The sequence below is a fragment of the Agrobacterium sp. CG160-95 genome (genome assembly GCF_053521725.1).
Window position 1 is genome coordinate 642,349 of record NZ_JBNWDU010000002.1, and the last position, 15,594, is coordinate 657,942.

Annotated in this window: 10 protein-coding genes; 5 read left to right on the forward strand and 5 right to left on the reverse strand. The window is 59.4% G+C overall.

The genetic code is table 11. The features are described from left to right. Positions 1–53: 53 nt before the first annotated feature. The 3 genes from ACQZ63_RS09580 to ACQZ63_RS09590 all read right to left on the reverse strand — a co-directional run bounded on the left by ACQZ63_RS09580 (position 54) and on the right by ACQZ63_RS09590 (position 3,457). Entirely contained in the window at positions 54–1,289 is a 1,236-nt protein-coding gene (locus ACQZ63_RS09580; RefSeq protein WP_113555696.1) for an ABC transporter substrate-binding protein, read from the reverse strand. Between the two features lie 54 nt (positions 1,290–1,343). Beyond that, positions 1,344–2,420 (reverse strand): ABC transporter ATP-binding protein, encoded by a 1,077-nt coding sequence (locus tag ACQZ63_RS09585; RefSeq protein ID WP_003510819.1) that lies wholly within the window; start codon positions 2,418–2,420, stop codon positions 1,344–1,346. A 332-nt stretch (positions 2,421–2,752) separates the two neighbouring features. Further along, complete coding sequence (locus tag ACQZ63_RS09590; protein ID WP_113555697.1) at positions 2,753–3,457, reverse strand: GntR family transcriptional regulator; 705 nt, start codon at positions 3,455–3,457, stop codon at positions 2,753–2,755. Positions 3,458–3,557: 100 nt separating this feature from the next. Here ACQZ63_RS09590 and ACQZ63_RS09595 point away from each other — a divergent pair, with 100 nt between their 5' ends. The 5 genes from ACQZ63_RS09595 (at position 3,558) to ACQZ63_RS09615 (ending at position 10,917) form a co-directional block, all read left to right on the forward strand. Continuing rightward, a complete protein-coding gene (locus tag ACQZ63_RS09595) occupies positions 3,558–4,715 on the forward strand; it encodes an LLM class flavin-dependent oxidoreductase (protein WP_113555698.1) in 1,158 nt (385 codons plus the stop codon). After that, on the forward strand, positions 4,715–5,608 hold the full coding sequence (locus ACQZ63_RS09600; protein WP_003510816.1) for an aldo/keto reductase: 894 nt from the start codon (positions 4,715–4,717) through the stop codon (positions 5,606–5,608). The genes ACQZ63_RS09595 and ACQZ63_RS09600 overlap by 1 nt, the downstream gene beginning before the upstream one ends. Then, positions 5,608–6,132 (forward strand): flavin reductase family protein, encoded by a 525-nt coding sequence (locus ACQZ63_RS09605; RefSeq protein WP_113555699.1) that lies wholly within the window; start codon positions 5,608–5,610, stop codon positions 6,130–6,132. The genes ACQZ63_RS09600 and ACQZ63_RS09605 overlap by 1 nt, the downstream gene beginning before the upstream one ends. A gap of 232 nt (positions 6,133–6,364) precedes the next feature. Further along, the gene (locus ACQZ63_RS09610; RefSeq protein ID WP_448799123.1) at positions 6,365–10,333 is read left to right on the forward strand and encodes an autotransporter domain-containing protein; all 3,969 of its coding nucleotides are present in this window, start codon (positions 6,365–6,367) and stop codon (positions 10,331–10,333) included. Then, complete coding sequence (locus ACQZ63_RS09615; RefSeq protein WP_065659514.1) at positions 10,333–10,917, forward strand: invasion associated locus B family protein; 585 nt, start codon at positions 10,333–10,335, stop codon at positions 10,915–10,917. Before ACQZ63_RS09610 ends, ACQZ63_RS09615 begins: the two co-directional genes overlap by 1 nt. 56 nt (positions 10,918–10,973) lie before the next feature. Here ACQZ63_RS09615 and ACQZ63_RS09620 read toward each other — a convergent pair whose 3' ends face one another. Further along, the gene (locus ACQZ63_RS09620) at positions 10,974–14,117 is read right to left on the reverse strand and encodes an efflux RND transporter permease subunit (protein WP_113555701.1); all 3,144 of its coding nucleotides are present in this window, start codon (positions 14,115–14,117) and stop codon (positions 10,974–10,976) included. Next, entirely contained in the window at positions 14,114–15,415 is a 1,302-nt protein-coding gene (locus ACQZ63_RS09625; protein WP_113555702.1) for an efflux RND transporter periplasmic adaptor subunit, read from the reverse strand. The genes ACQZ63_RS09620 and ACQZ63_RS09625 overlap by 4 nt, the downstream gene beginning before the upstream one ends. Positions 15,416–15,594 lie beyond the last annotated feature (179 nt).

Below are 15,594 nucleotides of genomic sequence, written 5' to 3' on the forward strand. Positions count from 1 at the left end.
GGCCAAACAGGCCGGCAACGGCATGTCCTGCATGCCGCCCCCGGCCACAGGGCTTAGCGCAATACGCGGCGCAGACGGCTTTCCATCTGCTTTGCGCCGTCTTCCGGCGACATCACGCCCGCAAGCACGCCATTGACGGTGGTGCGGATCGTTTCGCTGACCTCGTTGTAACGCGGTGTAACCGGACGGGCCTTTGCAGTTTCAACAACCGGTAGAGCATCCGCAAACCAAGGGATGGACTTGGTCACATCAGCATCCTTGTAGAGCGAGGCATAGGTGGGCAGCAGCGCGGCGTTGATGGCCATGAACTTCGAAACATCCTGGCTGGACAGATATTCCACCAGTTTCTTGGCTTCGTCCTGCTGCTTGGAATAGGCGGAAACGCCGAATTCCCAGCCGCCGAGGCACGTCGCCTGCTCTCCGCCCTTGACGGCCGGCAACCGGGCGACGCCAACCTTGTCGTTCACTTGGGATTCCTTGCCCTGAAAATGGGTCCAGGCGTAGGACCAGTTGACGGCGAAGAGAACCTTGCCCGCCTGGAATTCCTTGCGCGTGTCGTCGGTCGCCACTTCGGAAATGTTCTTCTTGGAAATGCCTTCGTCGACGAAGCTCTTCCAGAGCTTTAGCGAATCCACGGCCGCCTGATTGTCGAAATTCAGCTTGCCGTTTTGAACCAGCGACTTGCCTTCGCTCCAGTAGGGCAGCAGGAACGTGCATACCGCACCTTCGATGGCCTTACCCTGGAAGGAGAGGCCCTGAAGTTCGGGGTTCTTTTCGCCCTCCATCACCTTTTTTGAGGCTTCCTTCAGCTCATCCCAGGTGGTCGGCGGCTGGATGCCGTATTTGTCCAGCAAGTCCTTGCGATAGTAGAGGAACATGGAATCGGCGAACGCCGGCAGCGCCACGATCTTGCCGTTCACGGTGTTTGCTTCTGCATAGGTCGGCAGGTAGGCGGACAAGTCTTTGCCGGAGAAATCGCTGGTCCAGCCAGCGGTTGCGAACTGTGCGGGACGGATGACATCGAGCATCAGCACGTCGAGGCTCGAATCCTTGGCAGACATGACGGTGTTGAGATATTGCGCCTGCATTTCGGAGGTATTGCCGCCGGTCTCGATCACGACTTTCACGCCCGGCGTCTTCGCCTCATATTGATCGAGCGCCTTGCGCCACATATCGGGTTGATGCTGGCTGGAAACGAAGATTTTGAGTTCGGCGTCGGCAAAGGCCTGTCCCGAAAAGCTGAGCATCGTTGCGCAGAGCGCCGCTCCCGTAAGGGCTTTGAATTTCATGTTTTCCTCCCGTTATTGAAATCTTGAAGCCGGGCCGGTGGCGGCCCGATCCTGTCACTGAATGGAGCGTTCCGTCGTCACGTCGAACAGGTGCACCTTCGATGGGTCGAGGCCGATCTTCAGTTCCTCATTCGGAGCCGGTTTCATCTCTGGCGGCATTCTCGCCGTCAGCGCCGCATCACCGAGGGTGAAATGCACCAGCGTATCCGACCCCAAAGGCTCCACCACCTGCACCTTGACGGAGAGCTGTGTGTCAAATCCCCCGGCAGGACCGAAATGTTCAGGGCGAATGCCGACGATGACCTCCCGTCCATCGAGCGCCGTTTCACGGGACGGTCTGATTGCTGCCAGTGGAAGAGAGTTGCCGTCCGTAAATGTCAGCCTGTCGCCGGTCACTCTGGCGCGGGCGAAATTCATGGCAGGCGCACCGACGAAACCGCCGACGAACACGCTTTCCGGACGGTTATAGACCTCGTCCGGCGTGCCCACCTGCTCGATATCGCCGCCACGCAGAATGACGATGCGGTCAGCCAGCGTCATCGCCTCCACCTGATCATGCGTCACGTAGATGATGGTGGTGCCGAGCTGCTGGTGCAGGCGCTTGATTTCCGTGCGAACCTGTCCGCGCAGTTTTGCGTCGAGGTTGGAAAGCGGCTCGTCGAACAGGAACACCTGCGGGCGGCGCACGATGGCGCGGCCCATGGCCACGCGCTGGCGCTGGCCGCCGGAAAGCTGGCCCGGACGACGGTCCAGCAGATGGCTGATGCCCAGCATATTCGCTGCCTCATCAATGCTGGCATTGGCCTGCGAGGCGCTGACACCACGTACCTTCAGGCTGAAACCCATGTTTTCACGCACCGTCTTGTGCGGGTAAAGCGCGTAGTCCTGAAACACCATGGCGATGTCACGCTCGCGCGGCGGCAGTTTGTTGACAACGCGGTCGCCGATCATCACCTCACCGCCGCTGATGCTTTCCAGCCCGGCGACCATGCGCAACGTCGTGGATTTTCCGCAGCCGGAGGGGCCGACGAAAACCACGAATTCACCATCGTTGATTTCAAGGTCGATACCCTTGACGATGCGCAGGGCACCGTAACTCTTGTCCAGCTTGCGCAGGCTGACTGAAGCCATCTTTTCCTCCTCACGTCCGGGGCGTCCAAAATACGATGAACGCAAACCCGGCATCAACCTTCAAATCCACGCATCGCTTTTCGAAAAAATCATCCCGATCGTCCGGCGATATCGTGGGACGGCCAAACGCCTGTCTCCCTAGGCCCGTGATATTACCTTTCGTCAAAAGGAAATCAATAGTGTATCAATTTTATTTCTGACAGAAATCAAAAACCGGCAAAGCTTTGATTTGTAGAAATATTTCAACGAAAATCCCTGCGTGGCAGGTCGCGGCTTCCTTGCCTGTGGTCAATTTTCTCTGTCCATGTGGATCACGCGAATTTCGTGCGTTTTCAACGTATGCGTGAAACGTACCGTGCGACGGTGTGGTCGAACCATGTCCATGAGACTTCAGCCACAGCTCCGTCCTGACCCTGGCTCAGGCGAAGGACACGCGGTACCGAAGAGCCGGATTTCTGGCCGAATTGTGCAGGCGCCCATTCTGGCACTTCCCCGAGGTCGATGCGGTCTTCGGCCTTCGATATCCAGAGATTGAGGCGGGTGCGATAATAGAGATAGAGCGATTCCGACAGGTTCTCGATGGTAATCGTGTCGACATACGAACCGTCTAGCCAGATCTCCTCGATTGCCGCTGGTTTCCCCGCGATACGCCTCAGGCGGCGGATGCGGTGGCCTTCCGGCGATGTGCCAAAGGCGGGTAGGGTGGATGGCTTGGCAAGGCGCGCAACATCCAGCACCTCCGCCGTTGGCAGGCCACCGCCCTCGATCATCTCCAGCCGGAAGAAGGCATAAACGCTCTGGGGATCGCTGACCGCGCGGATATAATTGCCGGAACCCTGCACACGCTCCAGCAGTCCACGCTCCTGCAACTCCGCAAGCGCCTTGCGAAGCGTGCCGACAGCAATGCCGAGATCGGCTGCCATATCCCTTTCGGGAGCAAGCTTTTCACCATCTGTCAGACGGCCCGCAGCGACTTCGCGCACCAGCATTTCGGCGATCTGCAAATACATAGGCAGGCTGCCGCCCGTGTGTTTCATGATGCCATCCCCTCCGCAAAACAAAAATTGATACATCATTGATTTACATATTTCTTGATGTTATGCAAGAAAAACGAGAGCGGCCTTGAGGAGGAATTGCATGACCGTCGTACCCGTTACATCCCCTGATCTCGATGCTGCCGAGGTCTCCTGGTTTTCTGCCCTTTGTTCCGATGATTACGCCTATCTGGGCGTGCCGGATGGCAGCCTGCGCTCCAGCTTCGAACATTGCTCGGATATCGTCAAAAAGGCCGAGGAACTCGGTTTTCGCAACATTCTCTGCCCCTCTTCCTATCAGGTCGGCCAGGACACGTTGAGCTTCGTGGCGGGTTGCGCTCCGATCAGCGACCGCATCAATTTCCTTGCTGCAATCCGTTGCGGCGAAATGCAGCCGATCATGCTGGCGCGTACGGTGGCGACGCTCGATCACATGCTGAAGGGCCGCCTGACGCTCAACGTCATCAGCTCCGATTTTCCCGGCGAGGTGGCTGACAGCGCGTTTCGCTACAAACGCAGCCATGAAGTCGTGCAGATTTTGCGCCAGGCCTGGACCCGTGACACGATTGACCATGACGGCGAGATCTACCAGTTCAAGGGTGTCTCCACCGAGCCTGCACGTCCGTACCAGCAGAATGGCGGTCCGCTGCTCTATTTCGGCGGTTATTCGCCGGATGCGCTGGAGCTGTGCGGTGCGCAATGCGACGTGTATCTGATGTGGCCCGAAACGAAAGACCAGCTCGCAGACCGCATGCGCGCTGCCCATGAGCGTGCCGCAGCCCATGGCCGCACGCTGGATTACGGCCTGCGAGTCCACATGGTCGTGCGCGATACCGAACAGGAAGCGCGCGAATATGCCGAGCATCTGGTTTCGAAGCTCGATGACGAGTATGGCCAGTTGATCCGCAACCGCGCCCACGACAGCGGCTCACTCGGTGTATCGCATCAGGCGCGGGCCCGGGAACTGGCCGACAAGTTCGGTTATGTCGAACCCAACTTGTGGACCGGCATCGGCCGGGCGCGCTCCGGCTGTGGTGCAGCGCTCGTCGGCTCCACCGACAAGGTCCTTTCGGCGCTGGAGGAATACCAGAAAATGGGTATTCGCGCCTTCATCCTCTCGGGTTATCCGCATCTCGACGAGGCTGAACACTTCGGAACCAAGGTCCTGCCGCAAATGAAAACCTGCTCCCTGCCGCATGCATACGGCCGGGTGCCTTCTGAAACACCTGCCACGCCGCTGGGCAACGGGGAACGCCACTGATGGAACGTATCGCTCTTTCTGAAAACCTGGAACTTAGCCGCATCGTTTACGGCATGTGGCGCATCGGCGACGATGCTGATACTTCGCCTTCCCATGTACAGGCAAAGATCGAAGCCTGCCTGGAGCAGGGCATCACCACCATGGATCAGGCTGATATATATGGTGGATACACGGCGGAAGCCATTCTGGGTGCCGGCCTCAAGGCAGCTCCATCCCTTCGCGACAAGATCGAGATCGTGACGAAATGCGGCATCGTGGCGCCAGCCGGGCGTCACTCAGCCGCCCGCGTCAAGCATTACGATACCACTGCTGGCCATATCAACGCTTCAGTCGAGGCCTCCTTGCGTGACATGGGCACAGATCATGTCGATCTGTTGCTGATCCACCGGCCCGATCCGCTGATCGATCCCGAAGAAACCGGCAAGGCGCTCGATGCACTGGTAGCGTCCGGCAAGGTCAAGGCCGTGGGCGTTTCCAATTTCCGCCCTTGGGATTTCTCCCTGCTGCAATCGGCTATGAGCAACAGGCTGGTTACGAACCAGATCGAAATGAGCTTGCTTGCTACCGATAGCTTCACCAATGGCGATCTGGCCTTCCTGCAGGAAAAGCGCGTTTCACCGATGGCGTGGTCGCCGCTTGGCGGCGGTTCGCTGTTTTCCGGTGCGCATGGTGGAACCATGGCTGCCCTGCAGCGTATCGGCAACGAGCAGGGCGTCGATGCCACTGCCGTTGCCATCGCCTGGCTGCTGCGGCATCCGGCAAAGATCGTGCCCGTGCTCGGCACCAACAATATTCAGCGCATAAAAACGGCGGCCGATGCCCTGCGCGTCACCATCGACCGCCAGACATGGTTTGAGCTTTACACACTTGCAATTGGAAGCGAGGTGCCGTGATGACAGTCGCAGAAGCGATCAAAATGCCCAATGAGCGCGTATTTGTTCCCGGCGGCGAAAACAGCCGCAGCTTTCGCAATGCGCTCGGCGCGTTCACCACCGGCGTGACGGTGGTGACGGCAACGACGCCCGAAGGGCCGATCGGTATGACGGTCAACAGCTTCGCGTCGGTATCGCTCGATCCGCCGCTGGTGCTGTGGTCGCCTGCCAAAAATTCATCGCGCTATCCGGCCTTCAGCGGCGCAACGCATTTCGCCATCCATGTGCTGAGCGCAGATCAGGACGTGCTGAGCGCCCGCTTCACCCGCAACGGCCGCGCATTTGACGATCTTGACTGGGAAATCAACGACGAGGGCGTTCCGGTCATTCCGGGCACGCTCGCCCGTTTCGAATGCCGGCAGGCGGCAGCCCACGATGCGGGCGATCACACCATCATCGTCGGCGAAGTGCTGCGTGCCGCCCACCGCGATGGCGATCCCCTGTGCTTTTCAGGCGGAGCCTTCGGGCGGTTTTCAAAGCAGTAGGCAGAACGGGATTTTCCCGTTCGATCTCGGTAGAGATTTACTCCAGCCATCTGTTGCTTATTTAACGGAGCACGCCTGTCGTGCTCCGTTTTTGTTTCGTCTGTCAGTAAAAACCACGCTTTGCGCTGTTCATACTGGAAATCATCTTTCAAACTGGCTTAGTTGATCTGATTCACAAAATGATTCGCTCGATCAAAGGAAGACCGCACGTCGCGCGGGTTAGGGAGACTGAATGTCCGCTTGTTTCTGCCATGTTTCGGAAGGGGAAACCTGTCCGACAGCGGAAATGCGTGCCTTGACGCCAAGCAGGCTTTTCGTCTGCGGGACGGCGGGTCTTTTTTTCTTTATATTTTCGCTTGCCGCTACATCGGAGGCTATCGCCGAAACGTTGCTCTGGACGGGGTCCGATGGGGGGGGCTGGTTTACCGACGCGGACTGGGGTCCGTCGCGCCGCGTGCCTGGTGCCAGCGATGATGTGATGATCGATACCTACGGGCCGGTCATTACGATAGGGACGAGCGCCAAAGCCCGTGAATTGTTGATAGGCACCGCGCCAGGGGCCGGCACGCTGGTAGTGCAGGGCGGCTTGCAGACAGATTCAGTTTTTCTCGGCGCTGTCAGTGGCGCGTCCGGCACGGCAAGTTTCATCGGTGCGAAATGGCAGAATGACGGTGATGTCTCCATCGGTGGCAGCGGCGTGGGTAACCTTTCCCTTTTGCACGGCACGACGGCATCGTCGAAGAACGTCCTTATTGGCGGAAGCGGGACTGGAAATGGCTCCCTCAAGCTCGATAACTCTTCCACTCTCACGACTTCCGACACCGTTTTTGTGAGCGGGTCGTCTTCCGGAGCTGGCGGCGGTGGAAATCTGGATGTGCTCGGCGCCAGCGAGCTTTACAGCGCGAGAGGCGTTCTGGCCGAAGACCTCGGCACGACGGGAACCGCGCTGGTTTCCGGTGAAGACAGCCACTGGACCATGTCCGGGGATATGGTCGTTGGCGAAGCAGGCGTTGGTAAGCTCACCGTAACCGGTGGCGGCACGGTCATCAGTCAGACAACGACGGTGATTGCCAATCTGGCTTCTGCGGACGGAAGTTCTGTGACGGTAAGCCGTCTGGGCTCCGCGCTGCAAAGCGGCGGATCGCTCGTCGTTGGCAATTCGGGAGCTGCAACGCTTCTCGTAGAGGCCGCAGGGACCGTAACCAGTGGCGAGGCCATTGTCGGCCGCCATTCGGCAAGTGAGGCGACTGTCACCGGCGACGGCTCCAACTGGAGGACCGGCGACCTGCAGGTCGGCGGCGATGTCGCCGATCCGGGCGGTGCCGCCGGCAATGGTAAGCTCAACGTTATGGCGGGTGGCTCCGTTGATAGTACGACGGCGCGGCTTGGTGTTGTGGCGGGTGCGACGGGCGCTGCCGCCGTGGATGGGCAGGGCTCGGTCTGGACAGTCAACCGTGGCGATCTCGAGGTGGGGGTGAATGGCACGGGTTCGCTGGCGGTCACGGGCGGCGGCCTTGTCGATGCAGCGAATATCATCATCGGAACAAATGCCGGCGGTATTGGTTCCGCCCGGGTATCCGGCGCCGGCAGCAAATTGCAAAGCCGCGCCGATCTCAATGTCGGCCTTGACGGCAACGGTTCCATGACCGTCGAGGCCGGTGGCACGGTGGAAAGCCGCGACGGCTATGTTGCGGCCCATGGCGGTTCCACTTCCACCGTAACGGTGGCGGGCGACGGATCGAGCTGGGCGATGACCGGAACGTTTTTTGTCGGATATGGAGGCGGGACTACAGGAAATGTGTCGGTCAGCGCCGGTGGCGGTATCAAAGCTGCCAAGGTGATGCTCGGTGATCTTGCCGGTTCCTCCGGTGCGATGACGATCACAGGAGCGGGTTCGAACGTCACCGCTTATATCGACAACGGCGTTGTGAACTCCGGCTCCGTCGATGTGGGTTTTGAAGGTTCCGGAAGCTTGACCGTTACGAACGGCGGATCGCTTGATGCCTATGATCTCTATGCGGGCAGTGCGGCGGGATCGAATGGAAACGTTCTGGTAAGCGGTGTGGGATCGCGCGTTGCGGTTGGCAATCTCATGGTCGTCGGCGATGCCGGAAACGGTTCCGTGGAGATAACCGGCGGAGCCTCGCTGGCTGCGCCCACTATTCTCATTGCCGCATCGGCGGGTTCCACAGGCGTGCTCAACATCGGAGCTGCCGTGGGCCAAACCGCCCGCTCAGCCGGTGCGTTAGAAGCGCGCACGATTGCTTTCGGTGCAGGCAACGGCAGCATCGTCTTCAACCATTCCGAGACCGGCTATATACTCTCAGCCGATATTTCAGGTGCGGGCAAAGTCGTTGCCGAAGCTGGCGTCACAACGCTTGGCGGCAATAACAGCTATTCCGGCGGCACCACGATTTCCTCCGGCACGCTGAAAGGCAACTCAAAAAGTTTCGGCTCGGGCGGCATCGCCAATGATGCGCAACTCGTTGTCGATGGTGCCGGCACGCTTTCCAATGCCATCAGCGGTACTGGCACCTTTGAAAAGACGGGCGATGGCAATCTGGTCTTGACCGGAAATAGTACCTATACGGGCACCACTGCGGTTTCCTCTGGAAAGCTCAGCGTCAATGGCTCGCTTGCAAGCGCTGTTTCGGTCGGTACCGGCGCGACACTTGGCGGCTCCGGCACCATCGGCGGCCTGACCGTCGGCTCGGGTGGCACGCTCGCGCCCGGCAATTCGATCGGCACGCTGGCTTCCACGGGCAGCGCAACATTTGCTAGTGGCTCTCGCTATGAGGTTGAAATCGACGCCGCCGGCAATTCCGACAGGCTTGCCGTGACCGGAACCATCACCATCGACAATGATGTCAGTCTTGTCGTTACGTCGCTGGCGAACCAAACTGCCTATAGCCTCAGCACCCGCTACACGATCCTGACGGCAACGGGTGGAATTACCGGTACGTTTTCAAGTGTCGGCGAAAATTTCGCCTATCTGACCGCAATGGTAGCCCGGAGTGCTGACGACGGCAGCACCTATCTTTCCTTCGCCCGGGCATCACCGGATGCCGGCTTTCTGGCCGCTGAAACATCGACGGCCAATGCGCGCGGGGCCGCCAACGCCATAGAGGCGCTTGGGGAAAGCTCGCCGCTCTACGAGGCGGCCGTGTTTCTGCAACAGGGCGAAACCCAATCCGCCTTCGCGCAGCTTGCCGGGGAAATTCATCCCTCGCTTGCCATGGCTTTGATCAACCGCAGCCAACTCACCCGCGATGTCATTCTCAACCGGCTGCGCAGTGCTTTCGAAGGTGTTGATGCGCGCCCGATCCTGCCGGTCGCCTATGCTGAAGGCGGATCAAACCCGTTTGACATTGACGAGGGTTCACTCACGTTCTGGTCCAGTGGTTTCGGCTCTCGCGGCCGCACCGATGGTGATGGAAACGGCGCATCGGCCGACATGAAGGGCGGCGGCGTCCTCTTTGGTATTGACGGAGATTTGGCTGATGGCTGGCGTGCCGGGGTGGCCGCCGGATACGGCCGCGATGTGATCAGCCAGGGTTCTCCTGCGGCATCTGCTGACGTGGACGGCTACTATGTGGCGGGTTATGCGGGCAAAACAATTGGCCCTGCATCCCTGCGTCTTGGTGCAACCCACGCCTTTCAGGATGTCGAAACGCGCCGGGCGGTTTCCTTTTCAACATTGAAGGAGGACCTAACCGCTGGTTACGACGCTTCCACCACGCAGGTCTTTGCCGAAGCCGCCTGGCGGTTCGATTTCGATCTCACCCATATCGAGCCTTACGCCAATATCGCTTACGTGAATACGCGGACGGATGCTTTCCGGGAGATGGGCGGTATCGCCGCCGTCTCTTCGGGTGCCGTCAGCCACGACGAGTTTTATTCGACGCTCGGGGCGCGCATCAGCCGTGACATTGCGTTGGAGGGGATGCTTGGACGCGCGATGCTCGATATCGGGTGGCGTCATGCCTATGGCGATCCGATGATGGAGAGTGCACTGTTCTACGATGGTGGCAGTGCGTTTTCTGTGACAAGTGCTGCCATGGCGCGCGACGTGGCATTGATCAATCTGGGGCTTAGCTACAATCTCAACCCATCCGCGACCTTGACATTCCGTTACGGCGCGGTTTTTGGCGCGGGTCTTCTGGATCAATCTGCTTCAGCCCAACTTGGAGTTCGTTTCTGATGAAGCGCAGTCAAAACACGCTTTGGAAAACGGCTCTCACGGTGTTCCTGTCCGCCGGTTTGGTGGCGGGCGGTGCTCCCGCGCAAGATGCAGAAAAAAAGGCGGACGCGCCGTTGCGTGAGGTTCACGGGAGTTGGCAGCTTGCTTGCGTCGCGCCTGCGAAAAAAGATGATAATGACGCCAGTAAGCCGGTGGCGGAGACGGCAAAACCGCTCTGCGCCATCGCTCAGGTCCAGCTTGAGGAGAAGACACGCAAACTGGTCGTCTCCGTCGAGTTCCGGCTAGATGATGTGGGGACGCCGGGTAAGCTTTCCGGCACCATGGTCATGCCTTTCGGCCTTGCCGTCACAAAGCTGTTTTCGGTAAAATCCGGAAATGTGCGGTTGCAGGAAGTTCAGGTCAGCACGTGTCTGCCCGTGGGCTGCATCGTTTCCTTCACGCCGTTCGTCGAACTTGTAACCGCGCTGAAGGCCGGACAAACCCTGACGATAGAGGCCCCCGATCTGCAGGGCCGAACGGTTTCGTTCCAGTTGCAGGGACAGGGATTTTCCGAGGCACTGGAGCGCCTCGGAAGCTTGCATTAGAGCATTTCCGGTAGAAACCGCATCGCGGTTTATGTCCGGAAATGCGTATCTTCGATCTATGCCGCGACGGAATCGGGTTCGCTGGAACCTTCCGGATTTTGCGGTTCCGCGTGTTTTTCGGCCGATTTCTTGCGCGAAAACAGCCCGGTGAGGTAGGTACCCAACCTGTCCATTTCCACGAAGATGACCGGGGTGATGAACAGCGTCAGCAATTGCGAGACGATGAGACCACCGACCACGGCAACGCCAAGTGGCTGGCGCAGTTCCGAGCTGGCGCCTGAGCCGAGGGCGATGGGCAGGGCGCCCAGCAGCGCGCAGAAGGTCGTCATCATGATCGGCCGGAAACGGCGCACGCAGGCTTCGTGGATGGCGCTGGTGGGCGGTTCGGCCTTTTCGCGGATCAGTTCCACCGCCACGTCGATCATCATGATCGCGTTTTTCTTGACGATGCCGATCAGCATCAACAGCCCGATCAGCGCAATGATCGAGAAATCCATGCCCATCACCTTCAGCGCCACCAACGCGCCAAAAGCCGCCGCCGGCAGACCGGAAAGTATGGTCAGCGGGTGGATGAAGCTTTCGTAAAGCACACCCAGCACCACATAGATGGTCAACACCGCCGCAAGAATGAGGATGCCGGTATTGCCCTGGCTCTGCTGGAATATCGCCGCCGTGCCGCCATAGCTGGTGAACACGTCCTGCGGCAGGCCGATGGTGGTTTTGATCTGGTCAATACGGCTCGTCGCATCCGAAAGCGCCACGCCATCCGGCAGGTTGAAGGAGACGGTCGTAGAAACGAGCTGGCCCGTCTGGTTGATGGTCACCGGCGCCTGCGTGCGGGTGAGGGTGGCGAAGTTGGAAAGCGGAACCAGAACACCCGATTTTGCCGAGAGAATGTTGATGTCGCTCAGGAAATCGTCATTCCACTGTTTCGAGCTGTCGAATTCGACGATCACATCATAGCTATCACCGGTCGACTGGATTTGCGCCGCCGTATAACCGCCGAACGACATTTCCAGCGTCTTGCGCAATTGGTCGTTGGTAATGCCGAAGGCGGCTGCCTTTTCCGGGTCGACCGAAATCGTCGCCGCAATTGCGCCGTTCTGAGCGTCGGAATTGACGGCGGCGAATGTGCGGTCGCGGCGCATCGCCTCCATTAGCTTGTTCGACCATTCATTGGTCGCGTCGGCATTCAGGCCCTGAATGACGAGCTGGTATTGGCTGGCGGAGCTGCGCCCGCCCAAACGTAAGCTTTGCTGGGGATTGATATAGGTGCGGATGCCCGCCACCTTCGATGTCGCCTGGCCAAGTTCGGCCAATACCTGGCTTAGCGGTGCGCGCTCTTCCTTCGGTTTCAGTTCTACGAACATCGAGCCGTTATTCAGCGGGTTGCGGGAGTTGCCGCCGACTGTAGAGGTCACATGCACCACGGCCGGGTTCTTGCGGATCTGATCGGCCACCTGCGCCTGAAGATCGCGCATCGCGGTATAGGAAATGTCCTCACGCGCCTGCGTCGACACGGAAAGGCGACCGATATCCTCCTGCGGGAAGAAGCTGGAAGGCAAAGTCTCGAACAGATAAAGCGATGCTGCGACCGATGCCAGGAATGCGCCCAGAACCACGCGGCGATGGGAAAGGCACCAGCCGACGGCCTTGCCATAGAGGCGAAGCGTGCGCTCGAAGCCGGCGTCGAACCAACGGATGATGGCTGGCGGTCTGGAGGAATGACCCGAAAGCCGTGAGGCGAGCATGGGCGTGACAGTCAGCGAAACCAGCGCCGACGCCATGATTGCCAGCGTGACCACCATGCCGAATTCGTTAAACAGCCTGCCGATCACTCCGCCCATCAGCAGAATGGGAATGAACACTGCGACCAGTGAGATGGACATGGACAGAATGGTGCCGCTGACTTCCGCGGCGCCCTGAAGGGCCGCCTCGCGCATCGTCAGGCCTTTTTCCTCGTGCAGTCGCAGGATGTTTTCCAGCATGACGATCGCATCGTCCACCACAAGTCCGACCGACAATGTCAGTCCGAGTAGCGAGATATTGTCGATACTGTACCCCAGAACATACATGGCGCCGAAGGCGGTAATCAGTGACAGCGGCACTGCAAGGCCCGGAATAATGGTCGCCGTCAGATGCCCGGTGAAGAGATAGATAACCGCGACCACCAGCCCGATGGTGAGGAGCAGCGTGAACTGTACGTCGGCAATCGCGTCCTTGATCGCGGTCGAGGCGTCATTCATGACGTTGATATTGACCGATGGCGGCAATTGCTGGCGCAGCGCCGGTAACTTGGCCCGGATGGCATCCACCACATCAACGGTGTTGGCGTCCGGCTGGCGCTGCACGGCAAGAACGATCGCCTGTTCGCCATCGAACCAACTGCCGGCATTGGGGTTGTCGATACTGTCCGTGACATTGGCGATATCGCCGAGATGGATGGAAGCACCGTTGCTTGTCGCCACCACCAGCGAGCGGAAGGCCGCTGCATCGGTGCGCTGGGTGTCTGCCTCTATCGTCAGGCGCTGGTTGTCGTTCTGCAACGCGCCCACGGGCACCTGATTGTTCGCCTGCGCGATGGCGGTTGTGACGGTATCGACGCCAAGCCCTCTTGCCTGAAGCTGCGAGGGATCGAGGCCAATGCGCACGGCATAGGTCTGCGCGCCGTAGATACTCACCTGCGCGACACCGGAAATGGTTGAAAGCAGCGGCGAGATGATATTCTCGGCGATTTCATCCACCTTGCTGGTCGGCATCTCCTTGCTGTTGATGGCAAGCAGCAGTACCGGCGCATCGGCCGGGTTGGTCTTGCGGTAACTCGGCGTTGTCGTCATGTTGCTTGGCAACTGCCGCTGTGCGCGCGAGATCGCCGCCTGAACATCTGCTGCCGCTGCGTCGATGTCACGGTTGAGATCGAATTGCAGCACGATGGAGCTGTTGCCCAGAGTGTTGGTGGCGCTGATTTCGCTGACACCCGGAATGGTCTCGAACTGCTTCACCAGCGGCGTGGTGACTGAGGTGGCCATGGTTTGCGGCGAGGCGCCCGACAGCGACGACGAAACGCTGATCGTCGGAAAATCGACTTTCGGCAGCGCAGCGACGGGCAACAGGCGGAAACCGGCAAGCCCGGCGAGCACGAGGCCGATGGCGAGAAGAGTGGTTGCAACGGGTCGGTTGATGCAGAAATTCGGGATCATGGGTTACCCACCTGTTCCTGCTGCGGAATATTGGCGGCCAGATTGGCGGCCGCGCCGCCCTTGTCCGAGAATTGCTCGACCACCTGTTGACCGTCGGCAAGTCCCGACTGGCCTTCGATGATCACATGCTCGCCGCCGGTGAGGCCGCTGGCAATGGCTGTCATATCGCCGTTGGAGCGGGCAACTTCCACGGTCGTCATATGAACACGGTGGTTGTCATCGACGGTGTAGACGAAATTGCCCTTCGGCCCCGGCCGCACGGCAACCGTCGGCACGACGATCATCTCCGCGTCGGAGACGAAATGAGCCGTGACGTTGACGGACTGGCCGGGCCACAACAGCCCGCGATCGTTCTTGAATTCCGCTTTGGCAAGTACGGTACCGGACGTTTGGTCTACGACGTTGTCGTAAAAACGCAGCATGCCGCTCATGGGCTCACCGCCGGTTGCCGCCGGGTCTACATCGACCGCCGTGTCCTTCTGAACGCCTTCGCGCAATTGCGGCAGGTAGCGCTGCGACAGGCGAAAACTGACAGAGATGGGATCGTATTTCGTGATCGTCACAATATTGATGCCAGCGCTGAGATAGGCACCGGGGCTGACGGTAACATCGCCCAGTCGCCCATCGAAGGGCGCACGGATCTCCATATGTTCGAGCGTTACCTGGTCGGAAGCAAGCGTCGCCTTGTCGGCATCGATCTTTGCGGCGGCGCTGTCCCTGGCTGCCCTTGCCTGATCCAGCACCTGCTGGGACTCTGCGCTCTGCTTGACCAGATTGGCGGCGCGCTGGAAGGCGGCTTCCGTCTGTTCCAGCGTTGCCTGATCGGCAGCGATATTGGCCTTGTCCTTGTCGACGGCTGCGCGGGCTATACGGTCATCCATCTTGAGGATCAGATCGCCCGCCTTGATATGCTGGCCGTCCTTCGCGGAGATTTCCGTAACGAGACCGGCCTGAAGCGGCGCTATATTGGTGATGTCGGCGGCAATCGCCCATCCCGTCGCCGTAGCATCCATTGGCAACGTCGCCTTGTTGACGGCGATGGTGCTGACGGTAGGCGGCCCGCCATTGCGCCGCCCGCCACCTTGCCTCTGGCCTGTCTGCTGGCCGGCTTGACCGTTCTGCGACGTCTGGCCCTTCTTGCCGGCAGATCCATCGGCCATTGCCGTTTCTGCATGTGGCGAAACGCTGGCGAATTGTTTGAGATAGGGAATTTGATCAAGGGGCAGGCGATCTTTAAAATACCACGCGCCAGCGGCTGCGATGGCGAGAACGCTGAGGGCGGTCCAGAAACGTTTCATCTGACGGTTCCGCAAAATGAGAGCAATACATGTTTCCCGAACATGTTCGGCAAGCCCTGGGAGCAGCTTTAGCTCCCACAAGACACCCAATGCGCTGCAAAATCACCTTAAACTTTTGTAATGGCGGCGACGATGTATGCCGTCATGTTGCCCTGCGAAACAAGGGTTGTGGCACTTTT